This window comes from Pelosinus propionicus DSM 13327 (assembly GCF_900114615.1).
GTDB classification, from domain to species: domain Bacteria; phylum Bacillota; class Negativicutes; order DSM-13327; family DSM-13327; genus Pelosinus; species Pelosinus propionicus.
Map to the genome: position 1 here is coordinate 1 of NZ_FOTS01000059.1, position 23,550 is coordinate 23,550.

Consider the following 23,550-nt stretch of genomic DNA (forward strand, 5'->3'; position numbering starts at 1 on the left):
TCCTATAAGTTCAAGATTAAATCCATTTTCGATAAAAATTTGATTAGGTGTTTTTCCGGTTAAATACTCTCGAACAGCTTTAACTTTAAAATCAGTATGATAGGATATGGAACGGTCAGATACTTTAATCACATTCGAATTTTTCAGTAATAGGCTTTGCTCTAAATTGTTGTACAAGATCTTGCTCATTATTATCCTCCGAAAGATTTAATACTATTGATTATAAACTCAAAAATACCCCTTGTATTGGACTTTTTCTAAAATGTCCAATACAAGGGGCTCAGTTCATTCTTTGCGTTAGAGGGTTTTTTGAATAGAGGCAGGATTTTTTTATTGTTTGGCGAAATGAATAATCGAAAGGGGGATGTATATGATTATCAACACGGTTGCAACACTGGCTTTATATTGTCCGCGTTGTGGAAAATTGCACATGCATGATATTTCAAGGTTCGACCTAAAGAATACGGCTGGCAAGAAGCTGTTTTGCAGTTGTGGTCAAATACAAGCCTCTATTACAAGTGTTGGAGAACGTCAGTGTTTATTGGATATTCCCTGCGTCTTGTGTCAGAGAAATCATGTGATTTGTCTTGATCATAATCGTTTTTGGCATGCAACCATGGATAAAATATATTGTGTGCAAGAGAATTTTGAATTAGGATTCATTGGAAATCGCCAGGTCATTTCTGAAACAATTGACAAATATAAAATCGAATTTGAAAAAATGTCTTTGGGTATGGATATCGATGAATATGATGATTATATTCAAAATCCTCAAGTGATGTTTGAAACATTAAACAAAATACATGATATTGCGGAAAAGGGAAAAGTGTATTGCCGTTGCGGTAGCAATGCCATTGGTGCTGAAGTATTACCGGAAGGTATTGAGTTAGAATGTGGGCAATGTGGTGGTTATCTCATGATTCCAGCGCAAAGTGAAAAAGATTTAGCGTATGTTGAAGGATTAGATTCCATTGAAATTATTCCTCCCCGGCGTTCACATCGTAAACATTAATAGTTGGCATCGAATCATCAATCATTGACTCATTGAAGCAGATATTTGGTTCCAATTAGCAATTCGTAAGACTTGGCATAAGCCGGGTCTTCTTTATTGCTTATTCATAGAACAATAGATTATTATAGGAAAAGGAGATGCTACAAAATGGATCGTGAACTTGCATTGGAATTTGTTCGTGTTACAGAAGCGGCTGCTATTGCTTCAGGACGCTGGATGGGAAAAGGTGAAAAGAATTTAGCAGATCAGGCAGCTGTTGATGCAATGAGAACTGCTTTTGATAGTGTTAACATCAATGGTAAAGTTGTTATCGGCGAGGGCGAAATGGATGAAGCTCCTATGCTTTATATTGGAGAAGCAGTGGGGGGCGGCGGTTTAGATGTAGATATTGCAGTTGATCCTCTTGAAGGAACGAACCTGATCGCAAAAGGTTTACCGGGTGCCATTGCTGTTTTGGCTATTGCTTCTCGCGGTGGATTACTACATGCGCCGGACATGTATATGGATAAAATTGTTGTTGGTCCAAAGGCGGCAGGGAAAGTTAATATTAATGCTTCGGTTACGGAAAATCTTAAGGTGGTAGCCAATGCTCTAGAGCGTAAGGTAGAAGATGTAACTGTAGTCATTTTAGATCGTCCTCGTCATGAAAGCATAATTGCCGAAGCACGTAAGGCTGGAGCGAGAATTAAGCTGATTACAGATGGTGATGTATCTCCTGCTATTAACGTATGTATTGAAGGTACAGGCGTTCATATGATGATTGGTATAGGCGGTGCACCGGAAGGTGTAATTGCTGCAGCGGCCGTCAAGTGTCTTGGCGGAGATATGCAAGGGATCTTGCGTCCTGAAAATGACCAAGAGATTGCGAGAGCTAAAACAATGGGGATTTCTGATGTCCATAAAGTTCTTACCCTTGATGATTTGGTGAAAGGCGACGATGCATTTTTCGCTGCAACAGCAATCACACAAGGCGATTTATTGAATGGTGTACGTTATTTTGGTGGCGGTGCCCGTACTCATTCCATTGTAATGCGTTATAAAACAGGTACGGTACGTTTTGTAGATGCAATTCACAAATTTGAGCGTAAATCAATGGCGATTAAACGCGCATAAGAAATAGTTAAGTTTACGTTAGGTAAGGATATAGTGAAGGCAAGTTTCCTAATTTTATATCCAATAGACTTGCCTTAGGGCAAGTCTATTGGCATAATAGGCAAAAAATGCATAAATACTTTCGCTGCTGCTTATGATATATTATGTGGAGAGAACATAGAAGATACGATGCTACTAGGTTTTAAAATAAAGCGGAGGCGATGCAGTGAATTTAATTTGGTTAAAAGAACAACCTAAGTTCTTATATACACTGGCTGCCCTATTTGGAATTGGAGCATTGGTGTTTGGGACAATGCATATTCCCAAAAGTGCACCGGAAGAAAAAGTAGAAGCAGTTCAAAACGTTAGTTCTGATCCTGAGCCCGCGCAAACGGTTCAGAAGCAGACGACACATACCGTAAAAGAAGGAGAAACATTAAGTACAATTGCTGAACAATATGGGATTGATATCGACACACTAGAAGGTGCCAATCCGGATCTAAAGGTTGATATTCATCCTGGAGACCAATTGGTGATCCTGCCGCAAAAAGGTGTATTGCATACTGCTGGTACAGGAGATACATTATGGTGGATTGCCAATGCCTATCATGTTGAGATCGCTGCAATATTACAGGCAAATGGCAAAGTGGATGAAGACTTATCTATTGGTGAGAGTCTATTTATCCCAGGTGGAAAGAAACCTAAAGAAACAGAACGATTATTGGCACGAGCGGAAACGTCAGTGTCTCGTTCCAGCAGTAACCGATTTAGTTGGCCGACAGAAGGAGAGTTAACTTCTGGGTTTGGGCACCGCTGGGGTAGGAATCACGATGGGATTGACTTGGCCAATGATGTTGGCACTCCTGTACGAGCTGCTCGTTCTGGGCGGGTAAGTTACTCGGGATGGTCTAGCGGATATGGTCGTGTGGTCATGATTGAGCATGAGCAAGGGTATACTACGGTTTACGGTCATTTAAGTGAATCTTTTGTATCGGAAGGACAATATGTTAAAGTTGGACAAAGTATAGCGGCTATGGGGAATACAGGATATTCTACAGGACCTCACTTACACTTTGAAGTGCGGAAAAATGGTACACCCATCAATCCGTATAATGTTCTGCCGTAATCAAGTCTAGTATCTGCTAATGTGAAATTAGCAGATCATAAAAGATAGCTAGGAGCAATATAAGATGCTCCTAGCTATCTTTTATATTTTCTTAATAAATTAGATGAAATAGTACGTCTGAAAGAGATAAATGAAGAAAAGTGCTTTTAAATTTCACAAAAGCATCAATTTAATACTTTTAAATTTTACCGAACTAAAGTATAATGTAAAACATAAGTTAATTTTATGGAGTGGGGGATTTATACATGAAGAAATTAGTTGCATTGGTATTATTACTTATGATGGCAGGTATGGCTTTGACAGGATGTGGCAGTGCCGATACCAAAGGGGCTGCAAAGAAGAAAATCGTAATCGGTTTAGATGATAGTTTTCCTCCGATGGGATTTCGAGATGAAAAGAACAATATCGTTGGTTTTGATATAGATATGGCAAAAGAAGCTGCAAAAAAACTTGACATGGAAGTAGAATTTAAGCCAATTGACTGGAGCAGCAAAGAAGCAGAATTAAATGCTAAACGGATTGACGCCTTATGGAATGGTATGAATATTACTGAAGAACGCAAAAAAAATGTATTATTTAGCGATCCCTATATGGAAAGTAAGCAATTGATTTTCGTACTTGCAGGTTCCCCTATAAAAAGTGCGGCTGACTTGAGCGGAAAAGTAGTAGCTGTACAGCAAGCCAGTATTGGTGAAGAAGAAGTTTTAAAAGATGTTCAATTAAAAAATTCTTTAAAAGATTTCAAAGTATATCCAGATTTTATTGCAGCTTTTATGGATCTTAACACAGGTAGAGTCGATGCGGTTGTTACAGATGAAATACTTGGCAGGTATTATATGTCGAAGGAAAAAGGCAAATACGTAGCCATTGAAAAGCCTATTGGTGAAGTCGGTACATATGGTATCGGATTTAGAAAAGAAGATACAGAACTTCGGGACAAAATGCAGAAAGTATTAAATGATATGAAGAAAGACGGAACTTCTGCTAAAATATCACAGAAATGGTTTGGTGCAGATATCGTTAAGTAACAATAGAAGGCTAATGGTTGATGCCATTAGCCTTCTGTATTTAACATCATCTATAATTGTCTATTCTCTCTAGCTTTTCTCTGTGGTCTCTACGCCTCTGTGGTTCTTTTTTATTTTTAGAGGATACTTAGATTTCTTACGGAATGACCCAGGGAGATATGATATAATAGAGGCTGTATTTTTAAAAGTCAAGAAAGAGGAGAAGATGAATGGAAAAAATAATCACCATGATGGGGCCTATGCTGGATGGGGTCTATGTAACACTACAGATGTTCTTTATTACCTTAGTGCTTTCATTGCCCTTAGGCTTGCTTTTGTCATTGGCTCGTATATCCAAATACAAACCGATTAGCTTTTTAGTAGAGACATACATCTGGTTGATGCGGGGGACACCCCTTATGCTCCAGCTCTTATTTGTATATTATGCATTACCCTTAGTTCCTTATATTGGTATTAAATTGCCGGATTTTTCGGCAGCTATTCTGGCATTTGTACTGAATTATGCAGCTTATTTTGCAGAAATCTTTCGTGGAGGAATCCAATCGATCGAACGGGGACAATATGAAGCAGGTAAAGTGCTAGGTATGACCTATGTGCAGACTATGAGACGAATCATACTTCCCCAAGTCTTAAAACGGGTAGTTCCGCCTATTAGTAATGAAACCATTACACTTGTGAAAGACACATCTCTCATCTATGTCCTTGCTATGAATGATTTACTTAGAACCGCTCGAACGATTGTACAGCGAGAGTTTGATATGACTCCTTTTGTCATTGCGGCTGTATTTTATTTGGCAATGACCTTAGTGTTAACATGGGTATTTAATAAATTGGAAGAACGTTATGCAGCATACGATGAGTAGGAGTGAGTTTTTATGAATATGTTACGTTTAAACAATATCCACAAAAAATTTAATCATCTTGAAGTATTAAAAGGTATTAGCCTTGAAGTCTCACAAGGTGAGGTTGTGGCGATTATTGGTCCTTCCGGTTCGGGAAAAAGTACTCTTCTTAGGTGTTTGAACCGATTGGAAGTCATTGACCAGGGAACGATTGAGATTGAAGGTGAAATTCTTGCCACCGAAGATACTGAGGGGAAATGCCAATACGTTTCAGAGCAGAAAGCTCGGGAAATTTGCTTTAAGATGGGTATGGTATTTCAACAGTTTAATTTGTTTCCTCACATGACGGTGATCGATAATATTATTGAAGCGCCGATGCTGGTAAAAGGAATCAAAAAAGACATAATTATTCCCGAAGCGGAAGAACTACTTAAAAAGGTAGGGTTGTTTGAAAAAAAGGATAGTTATCCATCTCGATTGTCGGGCGGGCAAAAGCAGCGAGTTGCGATTGCAAGAGCCCTAGCGATGAAGCCTGACATTATGCTGTTCGATGAACCCACATCTGCCCTTGATCCAGAGCTGACGGGCGAGGTATTAAAAGCTATGCGCCAGCTTGCTTTAGAACATATGACAATGATCGTTGTAACCCATGAAATGGCCTTTGCACGAGAAGTGGCGCAGCGTGTGATTTTTATGGATAATGGCGATATTGTGGAAGAAGGTACACCAGAACAAATCTTTAACAACCCTCAACAGCCCCGTACACAAGCATTTTTAAAGAGTATGCTGTAAAAAGAGTCATGATACAGGACTTGCATACTCAAAGATAAAAATAAGCTAGGGAAAAATTCCCTAGCTTATTTTTATTTAATTCCTTCTAGTTTTAGCCTATTTCCAGACTTTCATCTTTGACATTGGAACTATTCGTACACAGTTGTAGAAGCAAGATGCTGCCAATAACCAAAAGACCGCCTAAACTTTGAAGGAGTGTGAGGGCTTCTCCTAGTATTAGCACTGAGAGTAAGACTGTGAGGACGGGTTCAGCAGTGCTGATGATCGAAGCATTAGCTGCTCCTATTTTTGTAATGCCAGCAAAAAATCCTAAAATACCCAAAATAGTTCCAAAAACAGCTGTTCCTGCTAACGCCAGCCAGCCTTGGAGGGGAAGCGTTGTCAGTAGAAGCTGACCCGTGGTAATGCTGTAAGCCGCGAAGGCAAGGGCTGCAGCAGAAGATACATAGGTGGTAGCAACTAATGCATGAACATCTTTTAGCACTCGATTACCAATGAGAATATAACAAGAATATACAATGGCACTGCTTAAGCCCAGCAGGATGCCTACTTGGCTAAGTCCTGTAAATGAGACGCCTAAAATAAAAAAAAGACCTAGTAAACAAATAGCAAGAGAGGCACCTTTTTGCCAGCTAAATTCTTCATCGCCAATTAGGAAAGAAAGAATGCTCACGATCGTAGGATAGGTAAAAAGCAGCATTTCAGATAAGGAAGCAGGCAGATACTGTAAGGAAGCTGCAAATGCTAAAGACATGGTGCCGTAGCCCAGCGCTCCCATAAGACAAAGCTTAACTGCGGTTTTGGTTGGAATACGAGGTGAAATCTTTAAAAAACGTAATAATATCCATAGGCACAAGGATGCCAAAAAAAAGCGCATGGTGAGTATAGTAAGGGTATTAGCACCTGCACCATATGCAAGTTTGATAAAAATTGCCAAAGTGCTAAAGCCCGCAGCTGATGATAGGACTAATAAAGCACCTAAATGTTGTTGACGCAGTGGAATCATCTCCTTTGTTCTGTAGTATATTCCTTCTTATAAAAGTAATTTCCTGCGAGTTTGATAAAAGAGTTGATAGAGAAGTTTTTGTTTTGCTACATTCTATTCTGTCTCATACAAAAATTGAGTATTTTAAATTTATGATTAAATACAAATGCGAATAGGATGATCCTATAAAAATGGTAATACTTATAGTTGGTAGATTGATTGAATGTATGATATAATAAGTACATAATGATACACAGGAGAGTTATGCGTGTTGAAGCGTACACGGATAGTTTTCGAGTCATTATCATGCAATGTTGAAATCGGGGGCGTAATGGTTTCGACAGGGGTTGTTGTGGCATGGGTAGCGAGCCGGGATTCCATCAGCCCGCAATACGGTGGAAAAACAATAATTGAAAACAACGAATACGCTTTAGCAGCTTAATGCTAACGTTCTACCGTCTCCCCTCCTGCGGAGAAGGATAGGACGTCACGATGCAGGATACCTGAGGTCTAATTCTCCGCGGACCGACTGGGAAATTTTAAAGAGATAGCACCAACGAAGCTCGTCTGTAAGCGTCAATGGAGCGAATGTTAAAGTACAGAATGCGCTCGGAGAAGCCCATGTAGTAATGCCTTTGGACAGGAGTTCGATTCTCCTCGCCTCCACCAAATGAATATTCCCTCCACCTAATATAGATTGTGACTAGAACCATAAAATGGCCTATTGGTCACGTTATGCTTCCATTTTAACTTGGTCATTTTATCCTTCCTTTAAAGCGATAAAGAGAGTGGAGATTTTATACTTGAGAATATAGTTACAAAGTAAAGATAAAAGAGTGAGAGTTTAGGTCTTAGTTGACCTAAACTCTCATTCTTTTATCAATTTTTAATATTAATCTTTATCAAAGTATTAATGTCATAAAGTTAGCAAGAATGAAAAACACTATAATAAATAAAATTATACTATATTGAATAAATTCATGCATGTGATATAATTATAGTAGAGGTGATGTCATGGCTAAATATGAGAACTCCATACATACTGAAGTTAAGTCATGTATCGCTCGAAAAGGTTGGACATTAACTTCTGTTGTGAAAAGAATGAATGAGGACAGACCATTAAATCAACAGACTACTGTACAAAATATTTCAAACAAACTAACAAGAGGAACAATTAAATATTCTGAGGTTTTAGAAATTGCTCAGATAATTGGCTTTGAGATACAATGGAAATAATGTACAAGGAAGGCATGGTCCTAATGACACATTATAATTGCGTATTAGAAAATATCCTTTCAAAATATACTGATTTAGAATTAAAACAAATCTGCAAGACTTTAAATAAAACATATAATCTTTATGATTCAGAAGAAAAGTTATGGAATAATTTAAAATTTGTGTTGGGCAATACTACATCAGAGGAATTATCGTATTTGCGCACAGAAGTAGTGGCGAATAAAGTAATTAACGACTTGATTTTTAGATACTATCACTGTGAACGTGTTTTAAAATATTATTTTATGAAGAATCTTCTGAAGCTGAAAAATAATATTGTAGCATTTGAAATGAACGTAGGGGATAGTCGGGTTGATATCTGTCGTATAAACGGACATTCTTATGCATATGAAATTAAAACAGAGTATGATGTATTTGAAAGGTTAGATACCCAAATTGCAGACTACTCTCAAGTATTTGATAAAGTATATTTGATAGTCCATAAAAATATGGAGAAAGAAGCATTAAAACACATTCCGGATCACTGTGGACTAATAACGTACCGAGCTGAAAAAGATGAAGTAAAGTTTAAGTATGCAAGAAAAGCAATTTGTAATAATGTGGATGGCAATTATTTGGTCAAATCGCTATCCAGTGCAGATTCTGCAATGTTATTAAAATTAATTGGTGAAAAAAAAATTCCTACACTAAAAAGTGAAAGAATGGAATTAATTTATAATAAATATAATGAGCAACAATTAAAAATTGCATATAGAAAGTTACTCAAAAGTAAATATCAGATTAGATGGAGGTTTGTATCGGAAAATTTTGAGAAAATTATTCCAATAGATATACAAAGCTTTTTTAGTAGTAATCTTAGTCCCAAATTAGCATACCATAAATAATGACGCACAGTACTGTGCGTCATTATCGTTTTAAGGTTGCTTTTCATGCATAGTATAAATATAATGCAACATTGAAATTGATTTCCAAATGCCTTGATTTTTTCCATTTTTAGCTCCGAGAGTGATATTATAGATATCTTTACAACCGGGACATTTTTCATGATGCGTATCGTCGAACTCTTCCCAGTATGGAGATTGAATGATGGAGGGAGCTATATAATCTGTAAATTCAGAGAGCAATGGTTGTCTGCCCTTAAAAGCAATAAAAAAATTATTATCATATGAATAGTATATTCCGGCAGGGCTTATTGTTCCACCCGTAGATGGTAGAGAGGCATTAATACAAGCATAATCCCCAAAACCATCAAATTTTTTCATCACTGGTAGATTATACATTTCTCTTAAGCTGTTATCTATTTCAGCTATTGGCTCTTTATCAACCATATGGACATTAAACAGTGTATCGGGTCTATTAGCATTAAGTATTATAGATTTTAATTTTATATTTTCTTTGAATTTGGCTATTGTTTGATATAAACGTTTAAAAACTGGACTAGTATGTGGTGCTGCGTCGATATCTAATATAACAAAATCATCAGCAATTATATAATCTTTTAGTTTATCAAATACCGAATCAAATTCCTGAGCCTTGAATCTAAACGCTAAATGAGGATAATTATGTCGCAGGGTGTTGATATCGTTGATTAGCTGCGTAATGTTGTATGAATCCGGAAGATATGAAATTGCAGGTATAACTCTATTGTTAAGGTGTTTAAGTCTTAATAATTCATTTACTCCAAAATGTTCTTGCCGATTTACCTTTGTTAAATATTCTCTGATTGACTCTGTCGTACTACGCAATTTTGTTGATTTGTAAATATCTACAATAATTTTATAGTTTCCTGATTGAACTAAAATTTCTTCTAGCTCTTCAAAAAAATCTTTTTTCATATTACTGCGGGTTTTTTCTTGAATTATTTCAATCATTGGCACAATATTGTTATCAAAAACACTTATGTTACTAAGAATTTTTAATACGGAAACTTCGATAGTTCTATTTTTCATAACTGGTATATACAATCAAGACCCCACCTTTTATAGATTTTGGGCTGTATTGTCTAAATAAGCTGCTAACCCATCAAGACCAGGATATATGAAAGAACGGTTAATACCATATCGGTCTAAAGTTTTCATGAATTGTGATTTACATTCCTTTTTGATTATTAAACATTGAACATTACATTTAGATCCAGATATCTCGGTTTCATTCAATGGCAAGGTTGGGTTCTTATGTACTGTAAAAACCCCTTTTTGTGCGATTACGCGTCCGTCAATGTAAGATGGAGCATAAAGAACAATTTCGTCAGCTATAGATAATGGATCATCACTATCCTCTGCGTTAGAATTGAATTGTCCTCGATCGGTTATATATACTACAGAGTCATGATCTATGCCACCTTCTACCGCAAAATATGCAGCAATAAGCGGATTTTCTGTCCAGTCAAGAAAACGTGTAGGAATCCCAAAATGTTGTCCGATAGTCCACCTATCCCAAGATTTTGTTTCTCTTAAGTCCATGTATGGCACAGACATTTTTATAAAACTAACTATTGTTCTCTCTTCTAAATCCTGTAAATTTTCTATTAATTCTGTGCGTTTAGATGAGAAATTTCTTGTGTAAATGTCTCTCCCGATTTTTGGAATTAAGCTGAAATTTACATTATTAACTCCACGAAATATAGAGTTTTTGGTACAATTTGTTTCGATATAATTATGAAATTCTGCAAATGAATAAATAATATTTTTTATCATAAGAATATACCCTCATAACTATTTTGTTTTTGTAGAAGCCAATGTGAGATATTATTAGATAAATATAGTCCGTTATGCTTCGTGTAAAACTCGATTACATTATGGTACATGTTTATGAATCTAATAAGATTTTAGAATCTAATTTTACGACAAGACCTATTATTATTTTACATCAATTACCTATTAATATAAATACTATTAGGTAAAAATAATAAAAATATAAAAAAAATTACTAATATGGAGAAATTTTTCTCTTCATGTAATGTCCAAAATAACAAAAAATCTTTAAATATTAACTTTCAAACAAAATACACATTGTGTACCAGGAATAGGATAAGAATAATTTTTGGTGAAAATATTACCATTTCGTATAAAAACCAACCCGCATCCCGAGCGTAGAACAAGATATCCCCCATAATCTCTTGTAAGATTGCAAATAGATTTTAAGCCGCGGCCACCTCCAGTTCTTAATCTACCGCTTATTCCAGAAATAGCTTGGGATAATATGTGAGCCTCATCGATTAAAGAGAATTCGGGGTATTTTCTGATCAAGTGATTACGAATACCAATGCCATAATCCCCAACGGACATAATAACATTTGTTTTATTATCAAAATCCCAATATTTTTGCAATACAAAATAACCTTCACCATTGCCTTCAAGCTTACTATGTTCTACGCTATTGCTGCACAATTCATTGATTGCTTCAAAAGAGAGCTGGCGATACATGGATTGTAACTTGTCGGGAAACCAGTGCTCAAAATTATCATAAAACCAATCGCCGAGCTTGTTGATTTGCATCAAAGAATCTACTCTCGTTAGTTCGAGTAAGTTCTTAGAAAGTGGATTTTTACTAAATTCAATAGAGTTGCCTTTAGAAGTGGCAACTTCATAGTCGAAAAAATTAACTCGACGCAGATAGCCATCTATTTGAGGTGTTAAATTATCAAGTACAACCCCAGAGCTAGAATGCGTTTTTATTTTTCTGCACAGCATAAATAGCATTACAATGGCTTGAGGATTGAGTGAGCTTATATTACACATATCTAATGTGCAGATATTTCCGGCTTCGATACGATCAGAAGTGTGCCATAATATATCAATTTCACGCCAATCACTTAAGTTGGTTACTGTTATTGTATTATTTCCGAGGCTATAGTTTGGTGTTTTATTATGCAAAGCATTCACTCCCAAAACCTTTATAATAAGTACTACTTCATAAAAATAATAAGTCCTGCACTAATTGACAAATATGGGAACATAATATAATCTATAAATAGGACTTGTATTAAATTTATCCAAAGGGTAGGTAGCTATGATTAGAAAGCTTGAGTTAAACGAAATAGCATGTGAATTAGGTTTGTCAGGAAAAACATTAGCTACTCGTCCAGTTGGGGAGCAATTTTATCTTTTAGCACTGAAGAGGTTAGATAAAATTAATGTTGGTGATGTGATTGAAGTAAGCCTTGCTGGAATACAGGCTACTGATACATCATTTTTAGATGAGTTTGTGTTGGGGTTTCAGCGTTTAATTTTAGATAGCTATCCTGATTCTATGATATTTGTATCAAATGTGGATATATGGGTTTTCGAAAACTTGACCAGACTGATTAAGTCTTGGGAAGTTGATGGACTACGCATTCCTGTTTTATGTTTTCATAATGATAAATACGAAATAGTTGGCAAAATGGAAGCCAATTTACTTGAGGCTTTTGACGTATGCTTGATAAACAAAGAGGTAACTGCGAGGCAGTTATCTGAAACTAAGAATTTAGTATTAAGTACTGCAAGTACAAGGCTTAGAAAACTATATGAGTTTAGGGTTATCTATAGACGAGAAGTAATTGATAGTTTCGGAAAACAGTATGTATATACACTACCGAGATAAAGAATAATATTTTGCCAGGTAGAGGAATCGTTGAAGTTAGTATATTGGTCGTACAAATTCTTACTAACTGGCGGAATTATATATTTAGGTGTTGGATGAAATTTATACAAGGCATTGTATGTATAGTAAATACTAGAAAAGATATGTAGAAATTTAACATGTAAAACGGGGAAAAAAGCTAACGATACATTATATCAAGTTATAAATTAATTATTTGTGGGTATGAGTTGGATAAAAACTATACAAACCATTGCCGCATAAAAATTTTTAGATTAGCAAAATCTTTTACTATAGAAATACTATTGTGGGGGTATATATGGACAACTTTACTGAATTGCTTTCTAGCCGAAGTCGATTGTTCCATTTGAAGCCCATTAATGTTGAGACATATCTTTCAGAGAGCTTGAGCAGTTACATTGCTCGTTTAGCAGAAGCTCATTGTATGACTACTGGTGAATTAATTGCTAAAGAAATGACACCAATACTGAAAAAACCATACTTAACCAACATTGCTGCGAATGGTGGAACGCGCTTTTACGAAAATGCCTCAATGTTGAATGGAATTGGAAATGCCGCACGGGATTTTGTAGAGGCTTTGGAAGAGCTTACGTTATGTTCAGATCTGCATCACCTTACAATGATGCCGCTGTCCAATGTAATACCTGACAGGAACTTGTGTCGGAATAAAAAGGCTTGGTGCCCATTTTGTCTTAAGGAATGGAAAGATAATAATCAAACCATATATGAACCTCTTTTGTGGTCACTTCAAGCTGTTTCCGTTTGCATAGATCATGGTGCATTATTGCAGGAATATTGTCGAAGTTGCAACCAAACGATGCCTATATTAGAGCGCCGTTCAAAACCAGGGCATTGTTCAAAATGTGGATGCTGGTTGGGGACAACCGTATCAGACGTTTCAATAATAAACAGTGATGAGTTATGTTATAAAATTGCACAAGAAATTGCTAAAACAATTGCAGAATTTCCGACCATATCAATAGATATAAAGCCAAATGCCATCAGCAACTTTATTGAATCATGTATTAATCATACTACTGGAGGTAATATAGCGGAATATTCCAGAATTCTATGCAAGCCCAAACCAACTGTATGGGGATGGGTAAAAGGAAAGAATCTGCCGCCGATTGAATCATTAGCACATATTTGCAAGATTTCAGGAGTATCAGTAATGGATTTATTCTCAAGAGAGCCTCTTGTATTTAAAGAAGTTTTCGTAAACCGTCCTTCTTCAGACGAAAATCAAAAACAGGAAAGAAGAAAACTAGATAAAGAGTTTCTTCAGCAGCAATTAAATGATATTTTATCAGATGTAGAAAATACACCTTTATCACTAAAGGAAACTGCGCGTAGGCTCGACGTGGATACTAAAATTCTTAAATCATATTATCCTGAATTATGTGAAGTGATAATTCAAAAGAATAGAGACTATCAAAGACAACAGGCTGAGGAAAGATTAGACCTTGCGAAAAAGGAAATTACTCAAACCGTATTAGGGCGGCTTTAAGAAGAAAAAATATTCAAAGTGTGTGGAAAGCCTTGGTATCTACTAATTAATAGGAAGTGGAAGCGTGTTTGATAAGATAGGGTTTGATCTATGGTGCCATGAGTTAAGGATACCAGAACGAACAAAAGCCTTTATTGAGAATATCCGAAACTCAAATCCAGTGAAGAGGGTTACATCAAATGCTTCCAACGTAAGTGGAAGGTATTGCAGCCGGAAAATGGGAGTAACGATTCAATTCGAAAGCCATCGTGTTGAGTTACCGATTGTACTTGAACTGGAGCAGAATAAAAGTGTTCTGGAATATTATGATCAGCCGACTAGAATTAAACTAAATTATAAATCTCTCAAAGGTAAAAATGTTGGCATCTTATATACACCAGATTTTTTTGTAATTCGATCTGATTCAGCTGGATTTGAAGAGTGTAAGACAGAAGAAGAATTAGTGAAATTATCTATTGAGCAGCCTAATCGATACTCGAAAGGCCAAGATGGAAACTGGCACTGTCTGCCGGCAGAATCCTTTGCTATGCAGTATGGTTTATATTTCAAAGTAAGATCTTCGCAAGAAATAAATTGGGTCTATCAGCGCAACTTGATATTTCTTGGAGATTATCTTCGTGAAGTCCATGAAGTTAATGAGGTTGCTCGGCTTGCTATTTATTCAGCAGTGCATGCCGAACGAGGAATTTCGTTAGCTAATCTTATTAAGTATAGCAACAAATTTACTGCTGACGACATCTTTGCTTTGATTGTTGCAGGTGACATATATGTTGATCTATATGATGAAGTTTTAGCTGAAGCAGATAAAATAACTATTTACGCTAACAGTGATACCGCTAGAATTCATATAAAAGCAAATGAGCAAAGCGTAGTGCCACGTGAGTCTATAGGTTTAAATATTATAAAAGTTGAGGCAGGGGAAGTATTTGAATGGGATGGAATACTATGGACTATATTAAATGCAGGTATTTCTTCCTTGACTCTCCAATCTGATGAAGGCAAAATAATAATTCTTTCAGGCGATAATTTGAAAGACTTAATCCAGTCAGGTCAAATAAAACGTCATGAACAAACAGAAAAAGCTTCACTATGCTCGGAAGTACGTATGCTGTTACAAGGTGCAAGTAGTAATGACATGAAAGTTGCTAACCAAAGATGTGAAATCGTGGAAAAGTATTTAGCAGGGTGTAAAGATAGCTTAGGGATACCGGGGCGTACTGTTCGCAGGTGGGTGGCAAATTATCGCAAAGGCATGGAAGTGTGGAATTGTGGATATGCTGGTCTCTTACCAAAAACTAAAAATAGAGGCAACAGAAATAGTAAATTACCGGACAATACTATAGAATTGATAAAAGAAACAGTTGAGCAAGACTATGAAACTAAAAAGCAAAAAACAAAATATATTTCCTACAGTGGCCTTGTTAATAAGTGTTTAGAAGGCGGAATAGTGGCTCCCAGTTATAAAACATTTTTAAAAGCGATAAAGAGTAGACCCGTTTATGAACAGACCCTGAAAAGACAAGGGAGGCGAGCCGCATATAAACATGAGTCATTTTATATGGAACTAGAAGTAAAAACACCGCGTCATGGGGATCGTCCTTTTGAAATTTGTCATATTGATCATACCGAATTGGATATTGAACTGGTAAGTTCTCGCACCGGTAAAAATTATGGACGCCCTTGGGCAACATTTCTTATGGACGCGTACTCAAGACGTATCCTCGCTATTTATTTGACTTATGATGCACCAAGTTATAGGTCATGTATGATGGTAATCAGAGAATGTGTTAGGTTGCATTTAAGAATGCCGCAGACTATTGTTGTTGATGGCGGAAAAGAATTTCATAGTACATATTTCGAGACTCTTTTGGCTCGTTTTGAAGTTAATAAGAAAACCAGGCCACCAGCCAAGGCAAGGTTTGGCTCAGTTTGTGAACGCTTATTTGGAACAGCAAATACAGAATTTGTACATAATTTAACGGGAAATACACAAATAACAAAAAATGTTCGCCAAGTCACTAAATCCGTCAATCCAAAAGGTCAAGCTATTTGGACGTTAGCTACATTTTACGATAGGATTTGTGAATGGGCATATGAATTTTATGATACTGTAGAACATCCAGCATTAGGACAATCCCCCCGTGAAGCTTTTGAAGCTGCGTTACTTACTAGTGGAAAGAGACTTAATACCATGATTCTTTATGATGAAGAGTTTAGAATCTACACATTGCCAACAACTAGTAAGGGATCAGCAAAAGTTGATCCAGGTCGTGGTGTGAAAATTAAATATATATATTATTGGGCAGATGCATTCCGTGATCCAGAAATTGAGAAAAAACAAGTTAACATCCGATATGATCCTTTTGATGCAGGTATCGCATATGCTTATGTAAAAGGACAGTGGGTTGTCTGTACATCAGAATACTATATAGTATTCAAGGACCGGACGGAAAAAGAAATTAGAATAGCAACGGAAGAGATTCGTAAACAAAAGAATGTTCATGGAAAAAACTTTACTATTACAGCAGGAAATATTGCTAAGTTTTTAGCTCCAGTTGAAGAGCAAGAAAGCCAGCTTTTACAGAATAAGAAAGACTTGGAGACTAGACAAGTACTGGAAGTTATTAATGGAGGATTGGGTAAAAAATCTTTGCCTAATGATGATATCAAAGATGATAAATCTGAATTTATCCCATTTTTGCATGATTTAAAAAAAATTGATGTGTACGAGGAGTATTAATATGGTAAAGGAAGAAAATTTTCCACAATCGCTTCTTGAGCAATCTATCAGTGATCGCCTCGCATACTTTGAAGGAATTACAATTGCTCATCCCAAATTACAAGAGGCTCATCAGAAACTTATGACAAGTATTATGGAGCCTTGTGGGTCGTCAATAATATTAGTGTATGGGCCAAGTGGTGTAGGTAAATCAACTCTCTGTCAAAAGAGTATCCAGAAGATCATTGAGTCGTCAAAAGAAAAAATAGTTGAAGATCCGGGACATGTACCTGTAGTGAATACTGAGATTGTTGTTCCAAGCTTTGGAAAATTTGATTGGCGAGATTATTATATTAGATGTCTTCAGATGCTGAAAGATCCAGTATGCGAAAGAAGAAATATAAATTTATTTGATTACCCTACTATACCCAAAGAGCGTCGTAGCGAAGCTGAACTTCGAAGGACACTTGAAAATAGTTGTATATATCGAGGTCCCAAAGCATTTCTAATTGATGAAGCGCAACATTTGTCAATGATAGCTAGCGGAAGGAAGCTGGGCGATCAGATTAACTATATAAAATCCCTAGCCAGCACTACAAAAGTTGTTCATGTATTATTTGGTACATATGAATTGCTCCCCTTTCGAAACTTAAGTGGACAACTTAGTCGTCGTAATATTGATGTACATTTCTCACGGTATCGAGCAGATGTTTCTAGTGAGGCTAAAGACTTTTTCCAAGTGGTATATACATTTCAGAAAAAAATGCCACTTCTGGAAGAACCAAACCTGGTTGGTCATTGGCAATACCTGTATGAACGTTCCGTAGGTTGCGTAGGTACGTTGAAGCTATGGTTAAATAAGGCTTTGCAAATGGCATTAAAAGAAGGTGCAACAACGGTCACGCTAAAGCATCTAGAAGATAGATGTTTGTCAGTAGCTCAGTGTGACAAAATGATCTCCGATATATTGGAGGGGGAAACTAAATTAATAGAACTAGAGGAAAATCGTGATCGATTATTAATGATGCTTGGATTGAACAATACTAAAGGTGCCAATCTTGAAGAAAATAAACGTAGAACTAATAAACGGGATGTTGGGCTTCGTAGTCCTGTGAGAGACATAGTTGGACGTTAGAAAAAACCTGTATTAAACAGGTTTTCGGCAGTAATTTGGAGAATGAAATAAAGTATATATTTGAACTGTAAACAAGAAAGGTTCACATATTTTTATAATGGAGGCAAGGGATGAAGTCATCTCTTGTAAAGAGATGCAACTGTCTTGGAGGTAATTTTATGGGAAGGGTCTTAGAATTTTCAAGAAAAGAAAAAGTAAAAACTACTGAAAATGTTATATTTGATGCGTCTATGATTTATGATATCGGTTGGCGAGATGATGAATGCATTAATGTACTGGAATTAAAAGAAGTCTTACGCAAAGTTCCTAATGACTATCTTGTAGTTTTTGATACTGGGGATGAACATTGCTGGTTTGATGTTTGCAGGGCTTCAACTCATCCAGGAGATAAATATAGTTACTTACTCTTAGCGGTAGCGGATTCTGCTAGGTGTGATGTTGATTTAAAGACCATTCTGACAAAAACTGTAGAATCTATATTGGAAATGAATAAAATGGAAGGTTTTGAGCTTAGTGCAGATGCACTTAAGATTCTGGATATGGTCAAGGATGAAGGGATTGAAGCTCAAACATTAAAAGATATAATACAATTTAAAAAAGTTGCACATGAAAAGAACATAGAACTTTCATTTGAAAGCTGTTGTGATGTTGTGACAGAAACAACAGCTTTTATCACACCTTCTTATGAAGCTTGTTCTAGGGAAAGTTGCCCCAATTATGCAAGCTGTAAACGTTACTTATTGTTTTTTTATCTAAAATATAAAGATATGTTGAAGGGGCAAACTTTTATTTCTCCCAAGGGTACTTTAGAGGATTTACGAAAATGTAAAAAGCTAATCAGGATAGAGGAAATGTTATGATTAGTTTTTTAGAAAGTTGTTGATCTAAAAAGACCATAAGTCCGAGTTATTTCGATTGATTTGATTAGTATCGTTAAGAGAGGTGATATTATGCGCACTGTTGATAGGATTTTGGCGACTTCAGACATTCACGGCGAAAACAAAAAACTTCTTAAATTACTCAAAACGGCGGCATATGAGCCAGATGAGGATTTATTAGTAGTCTGCGGTGATTTAATTGACCGTGGGGAAGAAAATTTGGATACTTTGGCAACTTGTATTACTTTACAGAAACAAGGTGCTGTTCTACTAAAAGGAAATCATGAACAATTCTTAGAGCAAGCATTGAAAGAAATGATACGGGACGGCGTTTGGCATAGCCCTTCATCTGAAAATATTGGATTATGGATTGGCTCTAACGGTGGAGCAAGCACATACCAGGAAATAAAAGATTTATCTACAAGCCGGCTAATTGAAATTTTAAAGTTCATTCAAAGTCTGCCAAGTTATTTCACGACAGGGGACTTTATATTTAGCCATGCAGGGGCTAACACACGTAAACCTATTGAAAAAAATATTGAGGAGGATTTTGTATGGATGGAGGATAATTTTCCTTACTGTCCTGCTTACAAAAATAAAGTAATGATATTTGGACATGTTCCCACATGGCTGCTTCATCAATGCAATGCAAAAAGAAAAAAAGAACGAAAAGACACCAAAATTTGGTTCGATACTACATGGAAAGATAAGATTGGGATTGATTGTGGAGGCGTGTTTGGTGGACGTTTGGCGGCAATAGAATTGCCATCCTATAAAGAGTTTTATGAATAGTTTTAACTATAACAAATTATAGGGATTTTATGTAATTTGAGTGCAAAAAGGAGTAGCGGCTCTGGTGTACCTTTAGGAATTCATAATATTAGTTTTTCGTCTGCAATTATAGAACAAGATACTTTAAATTAGCAAGTGGAGAATCCCTTTCATGGTTCTAGGTTTGAAGCGTGGATTATCCCCCAAAATTGTGATACTTTAAAAAAATAATATAACTATTGAAGAAGGAGTGTAATTGCGATGGCTAAAGACCCCGAATCTCGCGAGTGGAAGATTGACAAATATATTTCTAAGTGTATAGCAATAGACCCTGACAAAGAGCCGCCAACGTATGAAGAGGCCGGTAAAATTATCGATTATTGGGACAATATGAATAGACATATAACATATCCGGCAGCAGGTCTACGATGGAATCAAATTGAATGGCAAAGGGCAAGAAATGTCGATCAATATATTAAACAATATTATCCGAACGCGATCGAAATAAAACCATTTTATGGTGATAGTAGATTAATTAAAAAGGTAACTTTGTTAAGCGGAAAAGAAGAGGTTATTGGGTACAATTCAGTAACTGGTGAGGTTGAAGAAATTGATATTAATAATGCAGATAAGTTAAAGAAAATACTTTTGAGACTTGACGAGCCTATTAATCAAATGTCGAAATTTAAACCAGTTCTCGATACATGAAAACCCCATAAAATACTTTCAGCAATAAGAGGAGTAATAAATATAGCAAATAAATGGACTGATGAAGCGAAACACAGGAACAGAAAATTGACATAAGAGATCTATTGTTGACCTTATTTTGAAATACTCACTGTTTGAAACGATACGCAGGAGATTTTTGCCGGATCACGTCTAGCGGCAAGATCGATGAGTGCGATGTAAAATTTTAGCAGGAATTAGCGGTCTGGAGAGAGAAAATATCCATAACTTACTTTTTGAGTAAGTTATGGATATTTTACTAAAGGGCTTTTTATCGGACGTTGGCCCAACACTCTGCAATTGCATGTACCTGAACAAGATATGACATACACTTGCTTTACCAGTAACTTAAAGAGAAAGATGCACTAGGTTAAATCAACAGATAGTGTACAGATCTAGATATGGGTTTATTCAAAGTAACAATTAACAGTAAAGCAATATATTGTATGAAGTAACGGTAACTAATTTAACAAAGGGTTTCACTAGCAAAACCGCAAAATAGATTATTATAAGATCAAGAATTAGCCTTACAAATATAAGGAGATTATATAATGGAAAATAGTATGAGGCGAGCTATAACACAATTAAGATTCAACGACAATAATGTAAATGTGATCTATCGTACATGAGTTAATGGATAGGGTCATTAATATTTATAATTAGGGGCGATTTTATGATTAATGAGGTTTCCTTCATACATCTGTCAGATATTCATTTTAATAAGTATAGTGGAGATGTGTATGATGTAGATTCAAATTTAAGAAATGAAATTATAAGAGATATTAATTTAAATGCCAAAACTGTCTTGAAAGATGTAAAGGGGATTTTAGTTTGCGGGGATATTGCTTTTAGTGGACAAGAACAAGAATATAAAACAGCACAAACATTTTTAAAGGAAATATGTAGTGTATTAGAAATACCAGAAACATCTGTTTTTTGTGTACCCGGTAATCACGATGTTGACCAAAATATACCTAAAAGAAGTACGGGTTTAGGATTAATACAAGCTGATATTGAAAATGCAAAAACTTCAGTAGAAATAGATAATAAACTAAGTCAATATTTACGAGATCCTTTATGTGAAGAACTTATATTTGGCCATATAAATACATATAATACTAAATTTGCTGGACAATATGGATGTAATATTAATACGAAAAATCCTGTTTGGCAACAAGAGGTCACTTTAAATGATAATTCCGTTTTGTGTATTCACGGAATGAACTCTACTATTATTTCAAGTGCAGCTGATCATTTAGATAAAACCAAAGAGCGGCTTATGATAATTGGTGAATATCAGTTGCCTAAAAGAAGAGATGGCATGATTTATTTAACGCTTTGTCATCATCCACCTGAATGCTGGAAAGATCCAGATAACACTCTAAAAAATAAATTTGATAAAAGAGTTTCCATACAGTTATATGGTCATAAGCATATTCAAGATATTAGCCAAAATGGAAATGCTCTCATTATTGGCTGCGGTGCAACACAACCTATCAGAAGCAGTGACGATTGGCTCCCAACATATAATTGGATATCGCTTAGTATAGATTCTTCAAAAGCGGAGCGCTTATTAAATATAAAAGTTTTTCCTAGAATACTAGACGAAATTGGTGATCAATTTATCGCAGATTCTCATAGTTGTGGTTTAGGAAACTGTCTGGAATATTCTCTCAAAATTGATGATGCTAGAGTTGAATCAGATGTAAAGGTAGAAGAAACTATTGAAGAAAAATTCCCCCAAAACGCAATAAAAATGAATGAAAATATTGATTTACCTGGTAAAAATATAGATATAAAAACATTAGTTTATCGCTTTTTGAATCTTCCTTTTTTATGCAGAACCCAAATCTTATCAAAGTTAAATCTAATAGATGAAAAAGATGAAGGAATAAATCACGTTAATCTTTTAGAAAAGATAATCACAAGAGCGAAAGAACGCAATTATTTAGATGATCTTTGGCTAGAAATTGAGCGTTATTAAAAAAATGATAAGGAGATTGAAAATGAATAAGAATTTTGCAGAATGGTATAGAAAAATCGATATTGAACCTAATAATGCTCAGCTAGAGTGCAGGTGGAAAGGTATTAAGGAATTTATTAGCGATTGTCAACCAAATGATATTTTTGAATTAGTAAAGTTATTTTATAATTTATCTACAGCAAAAAAGTTTTGTGAAGATTTTGCAGATTTTTTTACCAAGACAGATAGCGCTTTCCAAAGAAACCGTCAGAATGAATTAGTTGTGTTAGCCGGGGTAACTTTGATGGAAATAATAGATCAAGAATCAGATTTAGCAGATTTAGCAATGTTAGCTACAATAAGCATGAATTTCCAAAATAGACGTGGTGCTATAGCGGACATTTACCAACAAATTTTACAAAAATTCAGTGAAAATACAGCTTCTTTACGGGAGGATATTCCAGACACATCAATAGGTAGTTCAAATATTCCTTCAGGCAAATCACTGCTTTTAAGTATTAGTTCTCAAAATGTAGCATGGGATGAAAATATAAGAAAAAGCTTAAGTGACTATGTTACCTCTTTAAACAAATTTATTGTGCAATTTGTTCAAAAGCATAATGAAAATCTTAATCACATAAATATATACACGGAAGACTCGAGAATTCTGTGGTGGATGGTTGGGGGATGGAGCAATGATTTTAATCTTCCGTTTAAAGATTTTTCTATCGCTGATGCTTCAATTATTGCCGGTAAAGAGCTAGCTGATAATATTAATAATTTACCAGGTCCCTATTCATCAAGGCCTGTTTTATGTAAGGTATTAAATTCGTGCAAGAAAACTAAAGATCCACAACAAAATGATTTTGTTAACTTAATTGATAAATTGGACAAGGAGTGGAAGAAACAAACAATAGAAGAATATCCTTGTGGCAGTACTAGAGAAATTACTCCTATATTAACTGCATTATCAAAATCCATTGAGGTAGATGAGGTAAGGGGATGGATTTCTAGCTATAATAAAGCAACTAGCTTAGAAGCTGATAAAATTAAAATTTCCCCAGAAGAACTAGCCTATCAAACATATTTAGAATGCTTAACTATTAAATGTTTAAAGTATATTGAGGGATAAAAAT

At 35.6% G+C, this 23,550-nt stretch carries 21 protein-coding genes, 1 other RNA gene and 1 pseudogene; 18 read left to right on the plus strand and 5 right to left on the minus strand.

What is annotated here, in order from left to right:
- Nucleotides 1-189 (minus strand): annotated as a pseudogene (locus BMZ99_RS21965) (IS3-like element ISBsp3 family transposase); the annotation flags it as partial.
- Between the two features lie 181 nt (nucleotides 190-370).
- On the opposite strand from BMZ99_RS21965, the gene BMZ99_RS21970 reads away from it, so the two are divergent.
- The 6 genes from BMZ99_RS21970 to BMZ99_RS21995 all read left to right on the plus strand — a co-directional run bounded on the left by BMZ99_RS21970 (nucleotide 371) and on the right by BMZ99_RS21995 (nucleotide 5,892).
- Nucleotides 371-1,012 carry a hypothetical protein gene (locus tag BMZ99_RS21970; protein ID WP_090942958.1) on the plus strand — a complete coding sequence of 214 codons (642 nt, stop codon included), beginning with the start codon at nucleotides 371-373 and terminating at the stop codon, nucleotides 1,010-1,012.
- A 147-nt stretch (nucleotides 1,013-1,159) separates the two neighbouring features.
- The gene (gene glpX / locus BMZ99_RS21975) at nucleotides 1,160-2,125 is read left to right on the plus strand and encodes a class II fructose-bisphosphatase (protein WP_090942961.1); all 966 of its coding nucleotides are present in this window, start codon (nucleotides 1,160-1,162) and stop codon (nucleotides 2,123-2,125) included.
- A gap of 205 nt (nucleotides 2,126-2,330) precedes the next feature.
- Nucleotides 2,331-3,230 carry a LysM peptidoglycan-binding domain-containing M23 family metallopeptidase gene (locus BMZ99_RS21980; RefSeq protein ID WP_090942964.1) on the plus strand — a complete coding sequence of 300 codons (900 nt, stop codon included), beginning with the start codon at nucleotides 2,331-2,333 and terminating at the stop codon, nucleotides 3,228-3,230.
- Nucleotides 3,231-3,475: 245 nt separating this feature from the next.
- Nucleotides 3,476-4,258: an amino acid ABC transporter substrate-binding protein gene (locus BMZ99_RS21985; RefSeq protein ID WP_090942967.1), complete on the plus strand. Its 783-nt coding sequence runs from the start codon at nucleotides 3,476-3,478 to the stop codon at nucleotides 4,256-4,258.
- A gap of 209 nt (nucleotides 4,259-4,467) precedes the next feature.
- Nucleotides 4,468-5,121: an amino acid ABC transporter permease gene (locus BMZ99_RS21990; protein ID WP_090942970.1), complete on the plus strand. Its 654-nt coding sequence runs from the start codon at nucleotides 4,468-4,470 to the stop codon at nucleotides 5,119-5,121.
- A 12-nt stretch (nucleotides 5,122-5,133) separates the two neighbouring features.
- Nucleotides 5,134-5,892: an amino acid ABC transporter ATP-binding protein gene (locus tag BMZ99_RS21995; protein ID WP_090942973.1), complete on the plus strand. Its 759-nt coding sequence runs from the start codon at nucleotides 5,134-5,136 to the stop codon at nucleotides 5,890-5,892.
- Between the two features lie 91 nt (nucleotides 5,893-5,983).
- Here BMZ99_RS21995 and BMZ99_RS22000 read toward each other — a convergent pair whose 3' ends face one another.
- Nucleotides 5,984-6,898: a DMT family transporter gene (locus tag BMZ99_RS22000; RefSeq protein ID WP_090942975.1), complete on the minus strand. Its 915-nt coding sequence runs from the start codon at nucleotides 6,896-6,898 to the stop codon at nucleotides 5,984-5,986.
- Nucleotides 6,899-7,199: 301 nt separating this feature from the next.
- Between BMZ99_RS22000 and ssrA the strand changes: the two genes are divergently transcribed.
- From ssrA to BMZ99_RS22015, 3 genes are all read left to right on the plus strand, one after another.
- Nucleotides 7,200-7,546, plus strand: a transfer-messenger RNA (tmRNA) gene (gene ssrA, locus BMZ99_RS22005).
- A gap of 345 nt (nucleotides 7,547-7,891) precedes the next feature.
- A complete protein-coding gene (locus BMZ99_RS22010; protein WP_090942978.1) occupies nucleotides 7,892-8,113 on the plus strand; it encodes a phosphoribosylglycinamide formyltransferase in 222 nt (73 codons plus the stop codon).
- Between the two features lie 23 nt (nucleotides 8,114-8,136).
- Complete coding sequence (locus BMZ99_RS22015) at nucleotides 8,137-8,997, plus strand: sce7726 family protein (RefSeq protein WP_090942981.1); 861 nt, start codon at nucleotides 8,137-8,139, stop codon at nucleotides 8,995-8,997.
- A 30-nt stretch (nucleotides 8,998-9,027) separates the two neighbouring features.
- Here the strand turns inward: BMZ99_RS22015 and BMZ99_RS22020 are convergent, their stop codons facing one another.
- The 3 genes from BMZ99_RS22020 to BMZ99_RS22030 all read right to left on the minus strand — a co-directional run bounded on the left by BMZ99_RS22020 (nucleotide 9,028) and on the right by BMZ99_RS22030 (nucleotide 11,988).
- The gene (locus BMZ99_RS22020; protein WP_090942983.1) at nucleotides 9,028-10,077 is read right to left on the minus strand and encodes a beta family protein; all 1,050 of its coding nucleotides are present in this window, start codon (nucleotides 10,075-10,077) and stop codon (nucleotides 9,028-9,030) included.
- Nucleotides 10,078-10,092: 15 nt separating this feature from the next.
- Nucleotides 10,093-10,809 (minus strand): FRG domain-containing protein, encoded by a 717-nt coding sequence (locus BMZ99_RS22025; protein ID WP_090942986.1) that lies wholly within the window; start codon nucleotides 10,807-10,809, stop codon nucleotides 10,093-10,095.
- A gap of 285 nt (nucleotides 10,810-11,094) precedes the next feature.
- Nucleotides 11,095-11,988 carry an ATP-binding protein gene (locus BMZ99_RS22030; protein ID WP_090942989.1) on the minus strand — a complete coding sequence of 298 codons (894 nt, stop codon included), beginning with the start codon at nucleotides 11,986-11,988 and terminating at the stop codon, nucleotides 11,095-11,097.
- Between the two features lie 136 nt (nucleotides 11,989-12,124).
- Between BMZ99_RS22030 and BMZ99_RS22035 the strand changes: the two genes are divergently transcribed.
- The 9 genes from BMZ99_RS22035 to BMZ99_RS22075 all read left to right on the plus strand — a co-directional run bounded on the left by BMZ99_RS22035 (nucleotide 12,125) and on the right by BMZ99_RS22075 (nucleotide 23,546).
- Nucleotides 12,125-12,697 (plus strand): hypothetical protein, encoded by a 573-nt coding sequence (locus tag BMZ99_RS22035; RefSeq protein ID WP_090942992.1) that lies wholly within the window; start codon nucleotides 12,125-12,127, stop codon nucleotides 12,695-12,697.
- A gap of 316 nt (nucleotides 12,698-13,013) precedes the next feature.
- The gene (locus BMZ99_RS22040; RefSeq protein ID WP_090942995.1) at nucleotides 13,014-14,222 is read left to right on the plus strand and encodes a TniQ family protein; all 1,209 of its coding nucleotides are present in this window, start codon (nucleotides 13,014-13,016) and stop codon (nucleotides 14,220-14,222) included.
- Between the two features lie 64 nt (nucleotides 14,223-14,286).
- Nucleotides 14,287-16,962 (plus strand): TnsA endonuclease N-terminal domain-containing protein, encoded by a 2,676-nt coding sequence (locus BMZ99_RS22045; protein ID WP_090942998.1) that lies wholly within the window; start codon nucleotides 14,287-14,289, stop codon nucleotides 16,960-16,962.
- A 1-nt stretch (nucleotide 16,963) separates the two neighbouring features.
- Nucleotides 16,964-18,076, plus strand: a complete 1,113-nt coding sequence (locus tag BMZ99_RS22050; RefSeq protein WP_175490661.1) for an ATP-binding protein — start codon at nucleotides 16,964-16,966, stop codon at nucleotides 18,074-18,076.
- 158 nt (nucleotides 18,077-18,234) lie between these two features.
- Nucleotides 18,235-18,936 carry a hypothetical protein gene (locus BMZ99_RS22055; RefSeq protein WP_090943004.1) on the plus strand — a complete coding sequence of 234 codons (702 nt, stop codon included), beginning with the start codon at nucleotides 18,235-18,237 and terminating at the stop codon, nucleotides 18,934-18,936.
- 90 nt (nucleotides 18,937-19,026) lie between these two features.
- The gene (locus BMZ99_RS22060; RefSeq protein WP_090943007.1) at nucleotides 19,027-19,746 is read left to right on the plus strand and encodes a metallophosphoesterase; all 720 of its coding nucleotides are present in this window, start codon (nucleotides 19,027-19,029) and stop codon (nucleotides 19,744-19,746) included.
- Between the two features lie 240 nt (nucleotides 19,747-19,986).
- Nucleotides 19,987-20,433 carry a hypothetical protein gene (locus tag BMZ99_RS22065; RefSeq protein WP_090943010.1) on the plus strand — a complete coding sequence of 149 codons (447 nt, stop codon included), beginning with the start codon at nucleotides 19,987-19,989 and terminating at the stop codon, nucleotides 20,431-20,433.
- Nucleotides 20,434-21,124: 691 nt separating this feature from the next.
- Nucleotides 21,125-22,435, plus strand: a complete 1,311-nt coding sequence (locus tag BMZ99_RS22070) for a metallophosphoesterase (RefSeq protein WP_090943013.1) — start codon at nucleotides 21,125-21,127, stop codon at nucleotides 22,433-22,435.
- A gap of 22 nt (nucleotides 22,436-22,457) precedes the next feature.
- Complete coding sequence (locus BMZ99_RS22075; protein ID WP_090943016.1) at nucleotides 22,458-23,546, plus strand: GTPase-associated system all-helical protein GASH; 1,089 nt, start codon at nucleotides 22,458-22,460, stop codon at nucleotides 23,544-23,546.
- Nucleotides 23,547-23,550 lie beyond the last annotated feature (4 nt).